13 protein-coding genes and 1 pseudogene are annotated in these 16828 nt (G+C 52.6%); 5 read left to right on the top strand and 9 right to left on the bottom strand.

What is annotated here, in order from left to right; genetic code table 11:
* The first annotated feature begins 11 nt into the window (after positions 1 to 11).
* Together uxaA and ACJHWT_RS00590 are read left to right on the top strand one after the other, a co-directional pair.
* Positions 12 to 1499 carry an altronate dehydratase gene (gene uxaA / locus ACJHWT_RS00595; protein WP_001199385.1) on the top strand — a complete coding sequence of 496 codons (1488 nt, stop codon included), beginning with the start codon at positions 12 to 14 and terminating at the stop codon, positions 1497 to 1499.
* An 82-nt stretch (positions 1500 to 1581) separates the two neighbouring features.
* The gene (locus ACJHWT_RS00590; RefSeq protein ID WP_000128139.1) at positions 1582 to 2136 is read left to right on the top strand and encodes a YgjV family protein; all 555 of its coding nucleotides are present in this window, start codon (positions 1582 to 1584) and stop codon (positions 2134 to 2136) included.
* A gap of 4 nt (positions 2137 to 2140) precedes the next feature.
* Here ACJHWT_RS00590 and sstT read toward each other — a convergent pair whose 3' ends face one another.
* From sstT to ACJHWT_RS00565, 5 genes are all read right to left on the bottom strand, one after another.
* The gene (gene sstT, locus ACJHWT_RS00585; protein ID WP_000211642.1) at positions 2141 to 3385 is read right to left on the bottom strand and encodes a serine/threonine transporter SstT; all 1245 of its coding nucleotides are present in this window, start codon (positions 3383 to 3385) and stop codon (positions 2141 to 2143) included.
* Between the two features lie 615 nt (positions 3386 to 4000).
* Complete coding sequence (gene alx / locus ACJHWT_RS00580; RefSeq protein ID WP_001098805.1) at positions 4001 to 4966, bottom strand: TerC family membrane protein Alx; 966 nt, start codon at positions 4964 to 4966, stop codon at positions 4001 to 4003.
* Between the two features lie 283 nt (positions 4967 to 5249).
* Positions 5250 to 6236 carry a Gfo/Idh/MocA family protein gene (locus ACJHWT_RS00575; RefSeq protein ID WP_001562140.1) on the bottom strand — a complete coding sequence of 329 codons (987 nt, stop codon included), beginning with the start codon at positions 6234 to 6236 and terminating at the stop codon, positions 5250 to 5252.
* A gap of 78 nt (positions 6237 to 6314) precedes the next feature.
* The gene (locus ACJHWT_RS00570; RefSeq protein WP_001183055.1) at positions 6315 to 6998 is read right to left on the bottom strand and encodes a vancomycin high temperature exclusion protein; all 684 of its coding nucleotides are present in this window, start codon (positions 6996 to 6998) and stop codon (positions 6315 to 6317) included.
* Between the two features lie 76 nt (positions 6999 to 7074).
* A complete protein-coding gene (locus tag ACJHWT_RS00565) occupies positions 7075 to 7578 on the bottom strand; it encodes a M48 family metallopeptidase (protein ID WP_001305117.1) in 504 nt (167 codons plus the stop codon).
* Between the two features lie 84 nt (positions 7579 to 7662).
* On the opposite strand from ACJHWT_RS00565, the gene rlmG reads away from it, so the two are divergent.
* From rlmG to higA, 3 genes and pseudogenes are all read left to right on the top strand, one after another.
* Complete coding sequence (rlmG, locus tag ACJHWT_RS00560) at positions 7663 to 8799, top strand: 23S rRNA (guanine(1835)-N(2))-methyltransferase RlmG (RefSeq protein ID WP_000018671.1); 1137 nt, start codon at positions 7663 to 7665, stop codon at positions 8797 to 8799.
* A gap of 196 nt (positions 8800 to 8995) precedes the next feature.
* Positions 8996 to 9073 (top strand): annotated as a pseudogene (locus tag ACJHWT_RS00555) (type II toxin-antitoxin system HigB family toxin); the annotation flags it as partial.
* A complete protein-coding gene (gene higA / locus ACJHWT_RS00550) occupies positions 9070 to 9486 on the top strand; it encodes a type II toxin-antitoxin system antitoxin HigA (protein ID WP_000560266.1) in 417 nt (138 codons plus the stop codon). The pseudogene ACJHWT_RS00555 and the gene higA, both read left to right, overlap by 4 nt.
* A 44-nt stretch (positions 9487 to 9530) precedes the next feature.
* Here higA and fadH read toward each other — a convergent pair whose 3' ends face one another.
* From fadH to ACJHWT_RS00530, 4 genes are all read right to left on the bottom strand, one after another.
* Positions 9531 to 11549, bottom strand: a complete 2019-nt coding sequence (fadH, locus tag ACJHWT_RS00545) for an NADPH-dependent 2,4-dienoyl-CoA reductase (RefSeq protein ID WP_000121416.1) — start codon at positions 11547 to 11549, stop codon at positions 9531 to 9533.
* A 225-nt stretch (positions 11550 to 11774) separates the two neighbouring features.
* The gene (gene ygjK / locus ACJHWT_RS00540) at positions 11775 to 14126 is read right to left on the bottom strand and encodes an alpha-glucosidase (protein ID WP_001696228.1); all 2352 of its coding nucleotides are present in this window, start codon (positions 14124 to 14126) and stop codon (positions 11775 to 11777) included.
* Positions 14127 to 14142: 16 nt separating this feature from the next.
* The gene (ygjJ, locus tag ACJHWT_RS00535; protein WP_000767677.1) at positions 14143 to 15213 is read right to left on the bottom strand and encodes a protein YgjJ; all 1071 of its coding nucleotides are present in this window, start codon (positions 15211 to 15213) and stop codon (positions 14143 to 14145) included.
* A 133-nt stretch (positions 15214 to 15346) separates the two neighbouring features.
* Entirely contained in the window at positions 15347 to 16780 is a 1434-nt protein-coding gene (locus ACJHWT_RS00530) for an amino acid permease (protein ID WP_001285446.1), read from the bottom strand.
* Positions 16781 to 16828: the final 48 nt, after the last annotated feature.

The following is a 16828-nucleotide window of genomic DNA, read 5'->3' as shown; positions in this document are numbered from 1 at the left end:
CTGGGGTTGATATGCAATACATCAAGATCCATGCGCTGGATAACGTCGCGGTTGCTTTAGCGGATTTGGCTGAAGGCACAGAAGTCAGTGTCGATAACCAGACTGTTACGCTGCGCCAGGATGTTGCTCGTGGACATAAATTTGCGTTAACGGATATCGCAAAAGGGGCCAACGTCATTAAATATGGCCTGCCGATTGGTTATGCATTGGCGGATATTGCGGCGGGGGAACACGTCCACGCCCACAATACGCGCACGAATCTGAGCGATCTGGATCAGTATCGCTATCAACCTGATTTTCAGGAGCTGCCTGCGCAAGCGGCAGATCGTGAAGTGCAGATCTATCGTCGCGCTAACGGCGATGTCGGGGTGCGTAATGAGCTGTGGATCCTGCCAACCGTGGGCTGTGTCAACGGCATCGCGCGGCAGATCCAAAATCGTTTCCTGAAAGAGACCAACAACGCCGAAGGTACTGACGGCGTGTTCCTCTTCAGCCACACCTACGGCTGCTCACAGCTGGGCGACGATCACATCAATACCCGCACCATGCTGCAAAACATGGTGCGCCACCCGAACGCAGGCGCAGTGCTGGTGATTGGTCTGGGCTGTGAAAACAACCAGGTTGCCGCATTCCGTGAAACGCTGGGCGATATCGATCCTGAACGCGTTCATTTCATGATCTGCCAACAGCAGGATGATGAGATCGAGGCCGGGATCGCGCATTTGCATCAGCTGTATAACGTGATGCGCAATGACAAGCGTGAGCCGGGCAAACTCAGCGAGCTGAAGTTTGGTCTGGAGTGCGGCGGTTCCGACGGTCTTTCTGGTATTACTGCTAACCCAATGCTGGGGCGTTTCTCTGATTACGTCATCGCTAACGGCGGCACTACCGTGCTGACCGAAGTACCGGAAATGTTCGGCGCAGAGCAGTTGCTGATGGACCATTGCCGCGACGAAGCAACGTTTGAAAAACTGGTCACCATGGTCAATGACTTCAAGCAGTACTTTATTGCCCATGACCAGCCGATCTACGAAAACCCATCACCGGGGAACAAAGCAGGCGGTATCACCACGCTGGAAGATAAATCGCTTGGCTGTACCCAGAAAGCGGGTTCCAGTGTCGTGGTTGACGTGCTGCGTTACGGCGAGCGTCTGAAAACGCCGGGGCTGAACTTGTTAAGTGCGCCGGGTAACGATGCCGTAGCGACCAGCGCCCTGGCGAGTGCGGGCTGCCATATGGTGCTGTTCAGTACTGGTCGTGGCACGCCGTATGGTGGATTTGTGCCGACGGTGAAAATCGCCACCAACAGTGAACTGGCGGCGAAGAAAAAACACTGGATCGACTTTGACGCGGGTCAGCTGATCCACGGTAAAGCGATGCCGCAGTTGCTGGAAGAATTTATCGACACCATCGTTGAGTTTGCCAACGGTAAGCAAACCTGCAACGAGCGTAACGACTTCCGCGAACTGGCGATCTTCAAAAGCGGCGTAACGCTATAAAGTCGAAATGAGTTGTTAATAAAAAACGGCGTTTCATAATGTGAAGCGCCGTTTGCTTTTCCATACCTGCTAAGGATTTATCATGACCGCGTATTGGCTGGCCCAGGGCGTGGGTGTCATCGCCTTTCTGATTGGTATCACAACATTTTTCAATCGTGACGAACGTCGCTTCAAAAAGCAGCTTTCGGTCTATAGCGCCGTTATTGGCGTACATTTTTTTCTTCTGGGCACCTATCCCGCCGGTGCCAGTGCCATCCTTAATGCCATTCGTACATTGATTACCTTACGCACGCGCAGCTTATGGGTAATGGCGATTTTTATTGTGCTGACTGGCGGAATTGGTCTCGCGAAGTTCCATCATCCTGTCGAACTATTGCCGGTTATCGGCACGATTGTCAGTACCTGGGCGCTGTTCCGCTGTAAAGGGCTGACCATGCGCTGCGTGATGTGGTTTTCAACGTGTTGCTGGGTGATTCACAACTTCTGGGCGGGGTCGATAGGCGGCACGATGATTGAGGGGAGTTTTCTGCTCATGAATGGCCTGAATATCATTCGTTTCTGGCGGATGCAGAAAAGGGGAATTGATCCGTTTAAAGTAGAGAAAACAACCCCTTCCGCCGTAGACGAAAGGGGTTAAACAATTAATTACGCAGGGCGCTATTTGCCAGACGATCGTCTTCTGCCTGGCAAGCTGCCGCAGTGAACAGCACGTCAGTTGACGAGTTCAGCGCGGTTTCGCAAGAGTCCTGCAATACGCCGATGATAAAGCCGACGGCAACCACCTGCATGGCGATATCGTTCGAAATACCGAACATATTACAGGCCAGTGGGATCAGCAGCAGAGACCCCCCCGCCACGCCGGATGCGCCACAGGCACACAGAGAAGCCACTACGCTCAACAGCAGCGCTGTGGGCAGATCCACCGGAATACCCAGCGTATTAACCGCAGCCAGCGTCAACACGGTAATGGTGATTGCTGCGCCCGCCATATTGATGGTGGCTCCCAGCGGAATAGAAACGGAATAGGTATCGCGATCCAGATTCAGCTTTTCACACAGCGCCATATTCACCGGAATGTTCGCTGCAGAGCTGCGGGTGAAGAAGGCATACACACCGCTTTCACGCAGGCACAGCAGCACCAGCGGGAACGGGTTACGACGAATTTTCCACCACACCAGCAATGGGTTAACCACCAGCGCCACCAGTAACATACAGCCAACCAGCACGACCAGCAGTTGCGCGTAGCCCCACAGTGTGGAGAAACCGGTGGTTGCCAGGGTAGAAGAAACCAGACCAAAAATACCGATCGGTGCGAAGCGAATCACCAGTTTCACCATAAAGGTGACGGCATTCGACATATCGTTGACCAGGTTTTTGGTGGTCTCGTTACCGTGACGCAGTGCGAAACCGAGGCCAATTGCCCACACCAGGATCCCGATATAGTTACCTTTCAGCAGCGCGTCAATGGGGTTGGAAACCATGCTCATTACCAGCCCGCGCATCACTTCTACAATGCCTGACGGCGGCGAAATATCACCCGCGCTACTGGACAAGTGCAGGGTAGAAGGGAAGGCAAAACTGAAGATTACTGCGGCCAGAGCAGCAGAGAAGGTGCCCAGCAGATAGAGGAACAAAATAGGGCGGATATTGGTTTTCTGCCCGTGCTGGTGGTTAGCAATAGATGCCATTACCAGCATCAACACCAGGATGGGGGCAACGGCTTTCAGTGCGCCGACGAACAAAGTACCTAACAGACCAACAGCTTCCGCCGCGGGTTTTGAGATCCATGCCAGAAGAATCCCCAGAACAAGGCCGACCAGGATTTGTTTTACCAGGCTGCCATGAGCCAGACGCCGGAATAGCCCCGGTGAACGTTGCGTAGTCATTTTTCGATCCTTTCATTGTGTTGTCGCACATCCCTGGTGCGTTCTGTCGACGCATCTTTCAGGATGTAACAAAGTGTTTGCAAGGTCGAGTATAAGGAAAGTTACAGCTTCGGGAAGCGAAAAATGCTGGATTTTAAAGAGAGGTCATATTTTGCAACTTAATAGTTACATTTATTTGACATAAACAGAGGGAAGGACTGGCTACTAAGGCTGATTAGATAACATATGGGCAAAACTATTTGGAATATGAGAACGGTTGCGCTCCTTTAATGTGCTATGCCATATAAAGTCACTGGCGCAGGGAGCGCGCAGGGGGCGGCCAATCGCCGCCGCCCCCTGCACCCCCAGGCTCTGGCGAACAAAATCGCCGCTGCGCGGTTCCCTCAGCTTATCCCTTGCGGCTACCGGGTCGGGCGTAAGGGAACGTCCCTGTAAGATGCGCCCTCGCCGCGCATCCATGCGCGTCGCCCCGGCCTCCAGGGAACGCTTCGGCGATTTTGACGCCACCAACACCCGTGCGGTCTTTTTGTAAAGAGCTATAAGCCGATTACATAATTAATAGCTCACCTTTGTCTGGAATGAGTTATCTCTAGTAATGGCTTAATATACAGCGAATCATTCTCCCCGCTGCTTATCATGCCGATAATTCACCCAGGCGTTGATAATAAACGTCATCACCAGAATGCCAAACACCACGCCCAGCGAGACGGCGATCGGAATATGGTAGAAGTCGACAATCAGCATCTTGATACCGATAAACACCAGAATCACCGCCAGACCATATTTGAGCATCGAGAAACGCTCTGCCACACCTGCCAGCAGGAAATACATCGCACGCAGGCCGAGGATCGCAAACAGGTTTGAGGTCAGCACAATGAACGGGTCAGTGGTCACGGCGAAGATAGCCGGAATGCTATCCACGGCGAAAATCACGTCGCTCAATTCCACCAGAATCAGCACCAGCATCAGCGGCGTGGCATACAGCAAGCCATTCTTACGCACAAAGAAATGCTCGTTGTCGATGGTGTCGGTCATGCGCAAATGACCGCGCAGCCAGCGCACCAGCGGCTTGTCGCCAATGCCTGATTCATCTTCATGGGCCAGCGCCATCTTCACGCCGGTAAACAGCAGGAAGGCACCGAAGATATACAGGATCCAGTCGAACTGCGAAATCAACCAGCTGCCAGTGAAGATCATGATGGTACGCAGAACAATCGCCCCGAGTACGCCATACACCAGCACGCGCCGTTGTAACGCCGCCGGAACAGAGAAATAGCTGAACAACATCAGCCAGACAAAGACGTTATCGACCGCCAGCGATTTCTCAATCAGATAACCCGTGAGAAAGGCCAGTGCCTGTGGATCGGCAACGGCGCGACCTTCGGTTTGCACCAGATACCACCAGAAAGCGGCGTTAAACAGTAACGACAGCGTCACCCAGACCAGCGACCAGGCCGCAGCCTGTTTCATGGTCATGGCATGTGCCCCACGACGCCCCTGCAACAACAGGTCGATAGCCAGCATAATGGCGACAACAACAGCGAATCCGCCCCATAGCAACGGCGTGCCGACAGTATTCATAGAAGTTCCTTACACATAAAAAAAACGGCCAACGTCGGAAGACGTCAGCCGCTGCTTTTTATGCATAGACCTCGCCTTCCGGCAAGGTCTCACTTACAACAAAAAAGGAATACGTCTGCGTATTCCTTTCGGGTTGCCCGGTGACCGGATGTGGTTTTTCACACATCGTAATGACGATCGACCGGCAATGAAGTTACTCCCCTTTGCAGGTAACAAAGTATGACAGACCATTCAGTCAGTCAATGGTCTGTTACATACCTTTTACACTGTTTTACTTTGGCAATTATAGTTTTACGCTATCTGCCGGAAAAATCACCCCAGTCTGGCGGCGGATCTCGGTCAGCAGTTTGGCGGTGATGCGACTGACCGCCAGCCCAGGATGATCCACCAGATGCTCATCCACCAGTTCAGCAAACAGCTCTGCTTCGTAGAGCATGGTATTAATATGCTGCGGTTGGGTGAGATCCTGCATCTGGCTGCCACGTGGCACAAAACACACTTTCTGGCATTCAGACAGTTTTTCAATCACCAGCGATCCTGCTTCGCCCTGAATCTCGCTTGCCAGGACAGAATCGCTCACTTTTGAGTGCTGCAACGTAACGCTGAAATCACCGTAATCCATCACCACCACGCCGTGGGCATCCACACCGCTTGCCAGCAAACTGGCGGTTGCCTGCACGTTTTTCGGTTCACCGAATAATGCCACCGCCGACGCCAGACAGTAAAAGCCGATATCCATAATTGAACCGTTAGAGAATGCTGGATTAAAGGTGTTGGGATTCTCACCATCCAGGTAACGTTGATACCGCGAGGAATACTGGCAATAGTTGAAAAAGACTTTACGCAGTTTGCCGACTTTCGGCAGTGCCTGGCGCAACAGATGAAAGTTCGGCAGGTAGGCCGTTTTAAATGCCTCAAACAGCACCACCTGATTTTCCCGCGCACAGGCAATGGCGGCATCCACTTCCGCCAGATTCGATGCCAGCGGCTTCTCGCAAATCACATGAATTTTGTGACTAAGGAAAAGTTGTGTCTGGGAAAAGTGCAGGGCATTCGGGCTGGCAATATACACCGCGTCAATGGCATCGCTTTCCGCCATCGCTTCCAGCGACGTAAACAGATGCTCGACAGAAAAATCATTGGCAAAGTGCTGGGCCTGTTCAAGGCTGCGGGAATATACGGCGGTTAACTTGTATTTACCGCTCTCATGGGCGGCCTCGACGAACTGGCGAGTGATCCAGTTCGTACCAATCACAGCGAAACGTATCATAACGCGTGGATACTCCATAAAGGGATTCTGTCGTCAATGTAGCACGCCTTTTTCATCTTCGACGTGCGCAGATACGCATTATTCTTTCGCCGGACAGCCATGCTCACTAAACGGCCCAATCATGACCGATGGCCCGAGATATTTCGGCTGGCGATGGAGGATTTTTGCGTCAATCACCGCGCTGACTCTGGCGAGTTTCTCCCGTAACTGAGTATAAAAACCGTGCTTCATATTCAGGTCTGGCGCGTTAAAGCCGATAGCGTCGATGCCGTACTGTTTTGCCAGCCAGATGGCGCGTTGGTTATGAAATTCTTGCGAAATAATGGTGATATGGTTTTCCCCAAACACCTTTTTGGCACGCACCACCGAATCAAGCGTTGAGAATCCAGCATAGTCGCAGAAGATCACTTTCGCCGGTACGCCTTTAGCGATCAAAGCCTGCTGCATACCTGAGGCTTCATCGTAATTTTTACGCCCGTTATCGCCACTTACCAGTAGCCATTTCACTTTTCCGGCGTGGTACAACGCTGCTGCGGTATCAATACGTCGGGTAAAGTAGCGATTACCCGGCCTCGCCCCCAGCAATAAACCCACGTTACGCGCCGGAACTGCGCTGACATCGCTCCAGGTCAGCTGCTTGCTGGTGTTGACCATAACGCGATCGGCAATAAAAATGGTCGCTCCTGCTATAAGCAACAATAAACAGCCAATTTTAAGAGTCCGGCGAGAAAAACAAATACGGAGAAGAAGGCGGGGCTGCATGGTCGTTATCCTTAACGAAAGGGGGGAGGTCGATTTTAGGCGCTATAGGAAGAAAAGATAACGCCTGACATCATTTTCAGATTTTGTCCTGCCCAAGCGACAACTGCGTTAGCCACAGCCGGGTGTCGAACTCAAGCTGGTGGTACTGCGGCTCCATATGGCAGCACAATTGATAGAACGCTTTGTTATGCTCTTTCTCCTTCAGGTGCGCCAACTCGTGCACCACGATCATGCGCAAAAACGGTTCCGGCGCGTTGCGAAACACGGTAGCGACGCGGATCTCCGCCTTTGCTTTCAGCTTGCCGCCCTGCACACGCGAAACAGCGGTATGTAACCCGAGCGCGTTTTTCAGCACATGGATCTTATTGTCATACATCACTTTAGTGATCGGCGGGGCATTGCGCAGAAACTGATTTTTAAGATCCTGAGTATATTGCCAGAGGGCTTTATCGGTGGCGTAGTCGTGTGTTCCCGGATAGCGTTTTGCCAGCACATCGCCCAGACGCTGTTCGTTAATCAGCGTTCGCACCTGGGAAAGTAGCTGCTCGGGATAACCCTGAAGATAAGTAAGATTGCTCATAACCGCCCACGAAAAAGAGAAAAAGGGTATACTCACGCACCCTTTTCAGGGGCAACGTCGAAATTTTATCATTCAGGAGGGCCGATGAGCCACTTAGACAACGGTTTCCGTTCACTGACACTACAACGTTTTCCGGCGACGGATGACGTTAACCCACTACAGGCGTGGGAAGCGGCGGATGAATATTTGCTGCAACAGTTGGACGACACAGAAATCCGCGGCCCGGTGTTGATCCTGAATGATGCCTTTGGTGCGTTAAGTTGTGCGCTGGCGGAACATAAGCCATACAGCATTGGCGACTCATACATCAGCGAACTGGCGACGCGCGAGAATTTACGCCTCAACGGGATTGATGAGTCGAGCGTGAAGTTTCTCGACAGCACCGCCGACTACCCGCAACAGCCGGGCGTGGTACTGATCAAAGTACCGAAAACACTGGCGTTGCTGGAACAACAACTGCGTGCGCTGCGCAAAGTGGTCACGCCGGATACACGTATTATTGCCGGTGCCAAAGCCCGTGACATCCACACTTCCACGCTGGAACTGTTCGAAAAAGTGCTCGGCCCGACCACCACCACGCTGGCATGGAAGAAGGCACGCTTAATTAACTGTACTTTCAACGAGCCGCCGTTGGCCGATGCGCCGCAGACCGTTAGCTGGAAACTGGAAGGTACTGACTGGACTATCCACAACCATGCGAATGTCTTCTCCCGCACCGGGCTGGATATTGGCGCGCGCTTCTTTATGCAGCATCTGCCAGAGAATCTCGAAGGTGAGATTGTCGATCTCGGTTGTGGTAATGGCGTTATTGGTCTGACGCTGCTTGATAAAAACCCGCAGGCGAAAGTGGTGTTTGTCGATGAATCGCCGATGGCGGTTGCTTCCAGCCGTTTAAACGTTGAAACCAACATGCCAGAGGCGTTGGATCGCTGCGAGTTTATGATCAACAACGCGCTCTCCGGCGTGGAGCCTTTCCGTTTTAATGCTGTGCTCTGCAACCCGCCGTTTCATCAGCAACATGCGCTGACCGATAACGTCGCCTGGGAGATGTTCCACCACGCCCGCCGCTGTCTGAAAATCAACGGCGAGCTGTATATCGTTGCCAACCGTCACCTGGATTACTTCCATAAACTGAAGAAGATTTTCGGCAACTGCACCACCATCGCCACGAATAATAAATTTGTGGTGCTGAAAGCAGTGAAGCTGGGGCGTCGTCGGTAAGATTGGCAGCTACCTGCCAGATAAGGCGTAAACGCCTTATCTGGCATACGTTCAGCACATTACCCCCAGGTCGGATAAGACGCGGCAAGCGTCGCATCCGGCAATGTCTGCCCAGTTCTGGAATCGCGCTTCCATAAAACAAAAAATCCCTGTCACCATCCTCTACATTCTCTTGTTTAGCGTTTTTCTACGTTTATGCTACATACGTGAAGTTATGACGCATAAAGAATACGATTTCTTTACCGCCGTTCATCGTACTAAGGGGAAAAAATGATTGCGATTGCCGACATCTTGCAAGCAGGAGAAAAGTTAACTGCTGTGGCACCTTTTCTGGCGGGTATTCAGAACGAGGAACAATACACCCAGGCGCTGGAACTGGTAGATCATCTGCTGCTCAACGATCCTGAAAACCCCTTGCTGGATCTGGTGTGTGCCAAAATAACCGCGTGGGAAGAATCAGCGCCCGAATTTGCTGAATTTAATGCCATGGCGCAAGCCATGCCTGGCGGTATAGCTGTGATTCGTACCCTTATGGATCAATATGGTTTAACCCTTTCCGATCTTCCGGAAATTGGCAGTAAATCGATGGTGTCACGCGTTTTGAGCGGGAAGAGGAAATTAACGCTGGAACACGCTAAAAAATTGGCAACGCGATTCGGCATTTCTCCCGCCTTGTTTATTGATTAACGCGACGTGCCGGATGCGTTGCATCCGGCGCTTCAAATAACGATTTAAATCTCCAGCGCCAGCCGTGTTCCCTGGGCAATTGCCCGTCGTGCGTCCAGCTCCATAGCTACATCGCAGCCGCCAATTAAATGCACAGTTTTCCCGCTATCAATCAGCGGTTGCGCCAATGCGCGGTTTGGCTCTTGCCCTGCGCAGATCACCACATTGTCCACTGCTAATACCTGCGGTTCGCCGTTGATCACCACATGCAGCCCGTCATCGTCGATCTTCTGATAACTTACACCTGGGATCATTTTCACGCCGCGCGAGAGTAGGGTGGTGCGATGGATCCAGCCGGTGGTTTTGCCTAACCCCTGTCCCGGTTTGCTGGCTTTGCGCTGGAGCATCACAATCTGCCGTGGGCTACGAGGGATCTGCATTCCCTGCGGGCTTAAGCCACCAGCCTGTTGTAGGCTGCTGTCGATCCCCCACTCATTACAGAACCCGGCGATATTCTGGCTGGTGGATTCGCCCGGCTGACTTAAATACATCGCCGTGTCAAAGCCAATCCCACCACAACCGATGATGGCAACTTTGTTGCCCACCGGCGCTTTGTCGCGCAGTACATCGAGATAACTCAATACCTTCGGATGATCGATCCCGTTGATAGGCGGAACGCGCGGCACGATCCCACTGGCGAGGATCGTTTCATCGAACGCCTGTAACTGATCCGCCGTCACGGTGTGATTGAGTTTTAGCGTCACGCCCGTTACTTCGATCATCCGGCGGTAGTAGCGCAGCGTTTCGTAAAACTCCTCTTTGCCGGGGATCTGTTTGGCGATATTAAACTGCCCGCCAATCTCGCTATGAGCGTCAAACAATGTTACCTGATGCCCACGCGCCGCCGCGTTAATGGCAAACGCCAGCCCAGCAGGTCCCGCACCGACCACCGCCAGATTTTTTTTCTGCACGGCAGGAAGGATTGGCATTTTGGTTTCATGGCAGGCGCGAGGATTCACCAGGCACGAGGTGACTTTGCCAACGAAGATCTGATCGAGACAGGCCTGGTTGCAGCCAATACAAGTGTTGATCTCATCGGCTCGTCCCGATTGCGCTTTTGACAGCAGCTCCGCATCAGCGAGAAACGGTCGCGCCATCGATACCATGTCCGCATCACCGCGCGAGAGAATGTCGTCGGCAACCTGCGGATCGTTAATCCGGTTGGTGGTCACCAGTGGCAGCGAAACGTGGCCTTTCAGTTTGCGCGTGACCCAGCTAAATGCGCCGCGCGGCACGGGCGTGGCAATGGTCGGAATACGTGCTTCATGCCAGCCAATGCCGGTGTTGATAATCGTTGCGCCCGCCGCTTCAATGGCCTGCGCCAGCTCTACCGTTTCGGCAAAAGTACCGCCGCCTTCGACCAGGTCGAGCATCGACAAACGGTAGATAATAATGAAGTCGTTGCCGACACGTTCGCGCACCGCACGCACTACTTCTACGGCAAACCGCATCCGGTTGCGGTAATCGCCGCCCCACTGGTCGCTACGCTGGTTGGTGCGCAGGGTAAGAAACTCGTTGATCAAATACCCTTCGGACCCCATTACCTCTACGCCATCGTATCCTGCTTCTCGCGCCAGTTGCGCACAGCGGGCGAAATTGTCGATCAGTTGCAGAATCTCTTCATGGGTGAGTTCATGGGGAATGAAACGGTTAATTGGTGCCTGCAACGGAGAGGGTGCAACCAGGTGCGGCTGGTAGCTGTAGCGTCCGGTATGCAAAATTTGTAGGGCAATTTTGCCGCCTTCCTGATGTACGGCTTCGGTAATGGTGCGATGGTGTGGGATCTGGTTGGCGTCATTGAGCATTGCACCGCCTTCCATGCCAACGCCTGTTAAATCTGGTGCGATACCGCCGCTGACAATCAACGCCACGCCGTGACGGGCGCGTTCGGCATAAAACGCTGCCAGCCGTTCAGCGCCGTCCGGGTATTCCTCCAGCCCGGTGTGCATTGAGCCCATCAACACGCGGTTTTTTAACGTGGTAAAACCTAAATCCAGCGGGGCGAACAGCGACGGGTAGCTCATAAAATTGTCCAGTATGTAAAATAATTGTTATGTGGTCGGATGAGTTCTAATTTAGCCGTCGCCGGAGAAAAGGGAAAAGGAGAGTGCGGGGTTTGTGATGGGATTCAAAAAGAATACGCCCGGTGGTAATGCCGGATGCAACGCTTGCCGCATCTTATCCGGCCTGGGGGATTGCACATGTAGGGCGGATAAGGCGTTCACGCCGCATCCGCCAGCCGTTGCAAATTACTGCTTACGGAAAAAATCGTTATACAACATATACAAATGCGCGGCACTCCAGGAGAAATTTGGTGCGCCTTGCTGCGCGCCAGTGAGCGGGTTGTAATTCTCCTGAATCGGGCCATCGGCGGTTAACCCTTTGGCGTGCCGGAAGAACGTATCCGCCAGCTTCAGGGCATCATCACGATAACCGTAACGCTCCATTCCTTTCAGACCAAACCAGAACTGATCCACCCATACGCGCCCGCGCCAGTAGATATCTGCGCCAAAGGCCGGGTTGGTTAACGCTGCCGTTCCCAGCGGGACAAAGGTGTTGAACTCTTTTGGATCGAGCATCACCTTCACCACCGCGTCGGCGTTGGCCTGCGTTGCTGCACCGTTAAACAGCGGTGACCAGCCTTCCGGCCCTTTACCGCGCTCAACAATCGGTTTGCCCGCACAGCCGTTCGCCAGCGGTTTATCTTCAATACGCACGTCATAGTAGAACTGTGTAGTCGGGTCGAACATACAGGTGTTGATGTAGTCCGCGAGCTGTTGTGCTAACTGACGATAGCGTTTGGCCTCTTCCGGCTTACCGAGAATCGTCGCCATCTCCGCCAGATAATGGTTATCGCTGTACATATAGCTGGCCTGATCCACCGACTCCTGCAATAGCGAGTAGCCCAGCAACGTTCCGTCCTGACTGCGGTTCTCGGCGAATTTCACCGTCCAGTCGCTACGTTTGCCGCCGTTAGCGACATATTTATCCAACTGTTCTTTGTCGATAAACCCAAAGACGGCGGCATCATCACGACCTGATTCCCACGACGCCGCAACCTGTGCCGGGATTTCCAGACTGTCGTACTGGCCTTTCTCCACCACGCGGGTGTAGTTGTTCAGCCCAGACAGCGTCTCCTCTTTGGCGCCTTTTTTCACTGTAAACAGCATCTCGCCATTCTCAGTATTGTGGGCTTTATCGCGGGTCGCGCCATATTCCGGCACGCCGTTGCCGTTGTGATCGCGGTTACGTAGCCACCAGTCGTGATAGGCCACCAGTTTCGGGTACATCTCTGCCAGCCAGGTTTTATCCTGGGTGACGTTGTACACTTCCATCACCGACCAGGCGGCAAGGCTGGGTTTGGTGTTACGTTCGTTCCAGTTGCCGCCATCGCCGCCACGCTCGGGGCTAAGGTTCCACGCTATCAGGTCGGGGACAAAGCCCACATCCTGCGGACGCACGCTGTCGCCTGGCTGGATCTGCCAGGAGAAGACCGCGCGGATATTCTCTTTGGCGATATCCGGATTGAAATGCGCCATCGCAAACGCCTGCTTCCAGGTATCCCACGGCCAGGTCTGATTGCCGGAGAACCAGCGCCCGGTCACCGACGGCGTGACGGTGTTATATTTCACCGCACCGCCCGGCGATCGCCAGTTACCGTTGAGCGTTTCGATGGCTTTCACCGCGACGCGCGTCTGTTCCGGCGTCGCATCCGGATTGGTTAACCCTTTCTTCAGATACTCTTCCCAGCGTTGCTGCGAGGCGGTGAGATAAAACGCCGGACGCGCCAGAATATCGCGGATCTGCATTTGCTCTTTGCTAACTTCCTGAGCGGTCAGCAGGTGGGAGTAGGTGGTATAGAGCGTGGCCGAACCGTTGATATGCGCCTTACTGGTAAAGCGATTACCGTTGATTTCAGTCTGCACTGGCAGGGATTTATGCACCTGATATTCTGATTCACCGGAGGTCAGCAGATCCCAGGTGGCGCGCACTTTGCCAAAGGTGACTTTCAGGCCATCACGGGTGGCGCTGATTTTGCGCTGATAGTCAGGGTATTCGCCAGCAATGGTTTTATCGGAAAGCGGCTTCCCTTCTTTCGCTTCCAGTTTTTCCAGCAGCTCGCCGTCCCACACCAGATCCAGCGGTTTATTGCTGATGATTTTAGTTTCCAGTAGTGACGTGCGCGGCGTGGCGAAGCGAAGAGTCATTTCGACCAGCACATCTTTTGCTGTCAGTTTTTGCACCAGCGCGCCGGGAATACTGTATGCCTCCAGCGTGAAGTCGACTTTCTTGCCGTCTTGCCAGACGGTCAGGCGGTCGAAATTGCTGGCCATAAAGTTGATGTACTCTTCCGTCAACAACGCAACGCCTGGAAAGCCGCCCATAGTGTTCGGGCCGTCTGGCAACAGATGACCATGCCAGGCTCCGAGATCGAAAAACGGATTAAAACGCTGGTGATCGTCGTAATCGTAATCCTTCATGTACTGCGGCGCGCCAGTACGGTTAATCACGTTTTTATAATTGTCGGCGTTAGCGGCATGGGCGGAAAAACTTATCAGCAGAGCGCAGGTTACTGGCGTTAAAATAGTTTTGATTTTCATGAAATTACAGTCCTTATTACCAGTAGAAATATTGCATCAGGAAGAGTTGGTCGCTGGGAGCGTGAGAGGCATTTTTCATGTAGAAGCGGCTATCAAAAGCCGTTGCGAAACGTCCGCCGCCGTATTCGTACCAGATACCAAACTGCATGAAAGAGGTGGTTTCATCGTCAGCGTGGTCAGGGCGATGTTTGGCGTAGGTGTAAGCGGTGGAGAGATAAATGCCCTTTAACGCTTCATACATGGCGCTCACCATCATCCCGCTTTCACTTCCCGATACGTCCAGCCCGTCGGCGCGTCCGGTATGGTGCCAGGCGCGAGCGGCAAAGTTAGGGGTAAGCAGGCCCGTCAGATAGAGTTGGCCTGTGCCGTCGGTGATTTCCAGACCGTTCATCCAGGTGATGCCTTCGGCAAGGTCATACTGGATGTAACCGTTCATCATTGCCGGATAGGTGTATTTGTCGTCGTAGCGATCGTACTTGCCAAAATGTAGCCAGGCTTTGCTTTCGTCATGATGTCCGGCAGGTGTGGCGGTAACGCTATAACGAAAGTTGCCGCTTAAGTTCTGCACCTTCAGCGCGGTCATAATGTCGCGGGTATTGGGAATGACGTAGCCCAGATCGGGCGTGAAATCGCCCCACCATTGCAGGTCATCCAGCGAGGAATCCTGACGCAGACTGAGCATGATTTCGGTGCCATCATTGGTACGATAACCGCCATAGAAACGGTTAATCCCACCTTCGAAACCGCCCCAGCTATGGTCAGGCACCCAGGCATTACCGTCGTGGTCGGCCTGCACGGTCCAGCCTTCGCCGTAAATCAGGCCGAACCAGGATCCGTACTTCATCTCCAGGCCACCTTCAATATAGGTGCCGTCGCTGTATTTATGTTTATTCTCACCCTCTAAATCCATATACCCACCAACCCCTAATTCGCCGTAAAAACGAAATGAAGGAGAAGATGTCGAGGTCATTGCGGGGGTTTTTGTGTCGTCATGTTCTGCCGGACGTGCTTCATCAGCGGTCACAGAAAAGGCGTAGCAAAACGGCAGCGCAAGTAATGCTCTGCATGGTGCAGTGATTAATTTCATTGTGTTAATCCATGAGCTAAAGAAAAAGTACAGCCTTTTATCGTTGTAATTATAAAAATATAAAGGCAGAAACTATTTTCCCTCTCCCCATCCAGGAAGAGGGAAAATGCCTGCTCATTTTTTATTATTCTGCTTAATCAACATTGCTGGCTGGCGTCGCTTCAATATGGCGCTCTTCAGCCGTTAATCCCTTTATATATTTACTGTATTTCCACCACGCAAAGCCGAGGAAGATAACAATACCGCCGACGTTATAAAAAATGATGGTCAGAATATTCGCGCCAGTCGGGAATGTCGAAGCGACAAACCCTACAGCAAATATCGCAATCAGCATTGAAACAACGATAATACCGGTGCGTCGGGAACCCATACGGAAATCGCGTGGCAGGTGATCTAATTTGGCGCGTAAATTCAGGTAAGCCAGCATGATGAATAACGGCGGAAGCATGGACGCTGCGGCAGTCATATTAATAATAGTATTCATCAGATCCTGCACGGTATTGGAACCGAGCATTGGGATAATCATCAGCGGGATGACGATCAGGAACTGGATCCACGCTGCGCGCGCCGGAACGCCGTTTTCGTTCAGTTCGACGGTTTTCTTACCAAAGATGCCTTCCGGAATTTCGGAGAAGAAAATTTTCACCGGCGTTGCCGTCCACATCAGCAGGGAACCGAACATCGCGGTAAAGGACACCAGACCGACAAAGCGATTCATCAGTGCTTCCGGTAGACCAAAATACGCCGCCATGCCGTGGAATACCTGTACCGATCCGCCGGTAAACTTCAACTCTTTGCTGCTGACGAAGACGTTAATCAGTACCGAGGAGACAGAGTACAGTACGCCAATAAAAATCCCGGCGAGGATGATCACTTTAACGAACGATTTCGAACCGCCTTTGACGTCGTTAACGTACACCGCGACGGACTCCGCGCCACCTGCGGCCATAAAGATCCAGGTGGTAACGCCGAGGAACGCCCAGTTAAAGTTTGGGATCATCGCGTCAACAGTGATGGGGTCAGCAGGCTGTACGCCGCCAACCAGTGCCGTACCTGCCAGTAAAATGTAGGAGAGCGTTAACAGCAGCATCAGCGTTGAAGTGACGGAGGTAATTGGCCCCAGCATTTTCGCCCCATTGGTAGAAACCCAGGTGGAGAAGGCGAACAGCACCATACTGATAATGGTGGTGGCAACCGGCGTCATAATATATTCGTAGCCGAGGAATGCATACGAAGCATAAGCAATAACGCGCGGTAACAGCGAGGTGAAAAAGAACAGGTTTACGAACCAGTAGGTATAGGCAGTAATAAATGCCCAACGTCCGCCCAGCGAGCTTTTTACCCACGCGTAGACACCGGCTTCTGAGTTTTTATTTAACGAAACAAATTCTGCGATGATCAGACAGAAGGGAATAAAATAAAAAATCGTCGCGAGGAAAAACATCGGTGCCGAGGCCAGTCCAAGCTCAATATTATTATTGATAACGTTGTTAAAGCTGTAAACGGCGGCAAAAGTCAGCGAGAGCAAGCCGAATTTGCCGATTGTATTACGTTTGGTATCAGACATAACACATCTCCGAAAATGAGTAGGGTAGCGGTGGCGGCAAACTCCTTT

It is taken from the genome of Escherichia sp. WS338, assembly GCF_046486405.1.
Classification (GTDB): Bacteria; Pseudomonadota; Gammaproteobacteria; order Enterobacterales; family Enterobacteriaceae; genus Escherichia; species Escherichia coli.
This window is presented reverse-complemented; position numbering and strand designations above follow the sequence as displayed.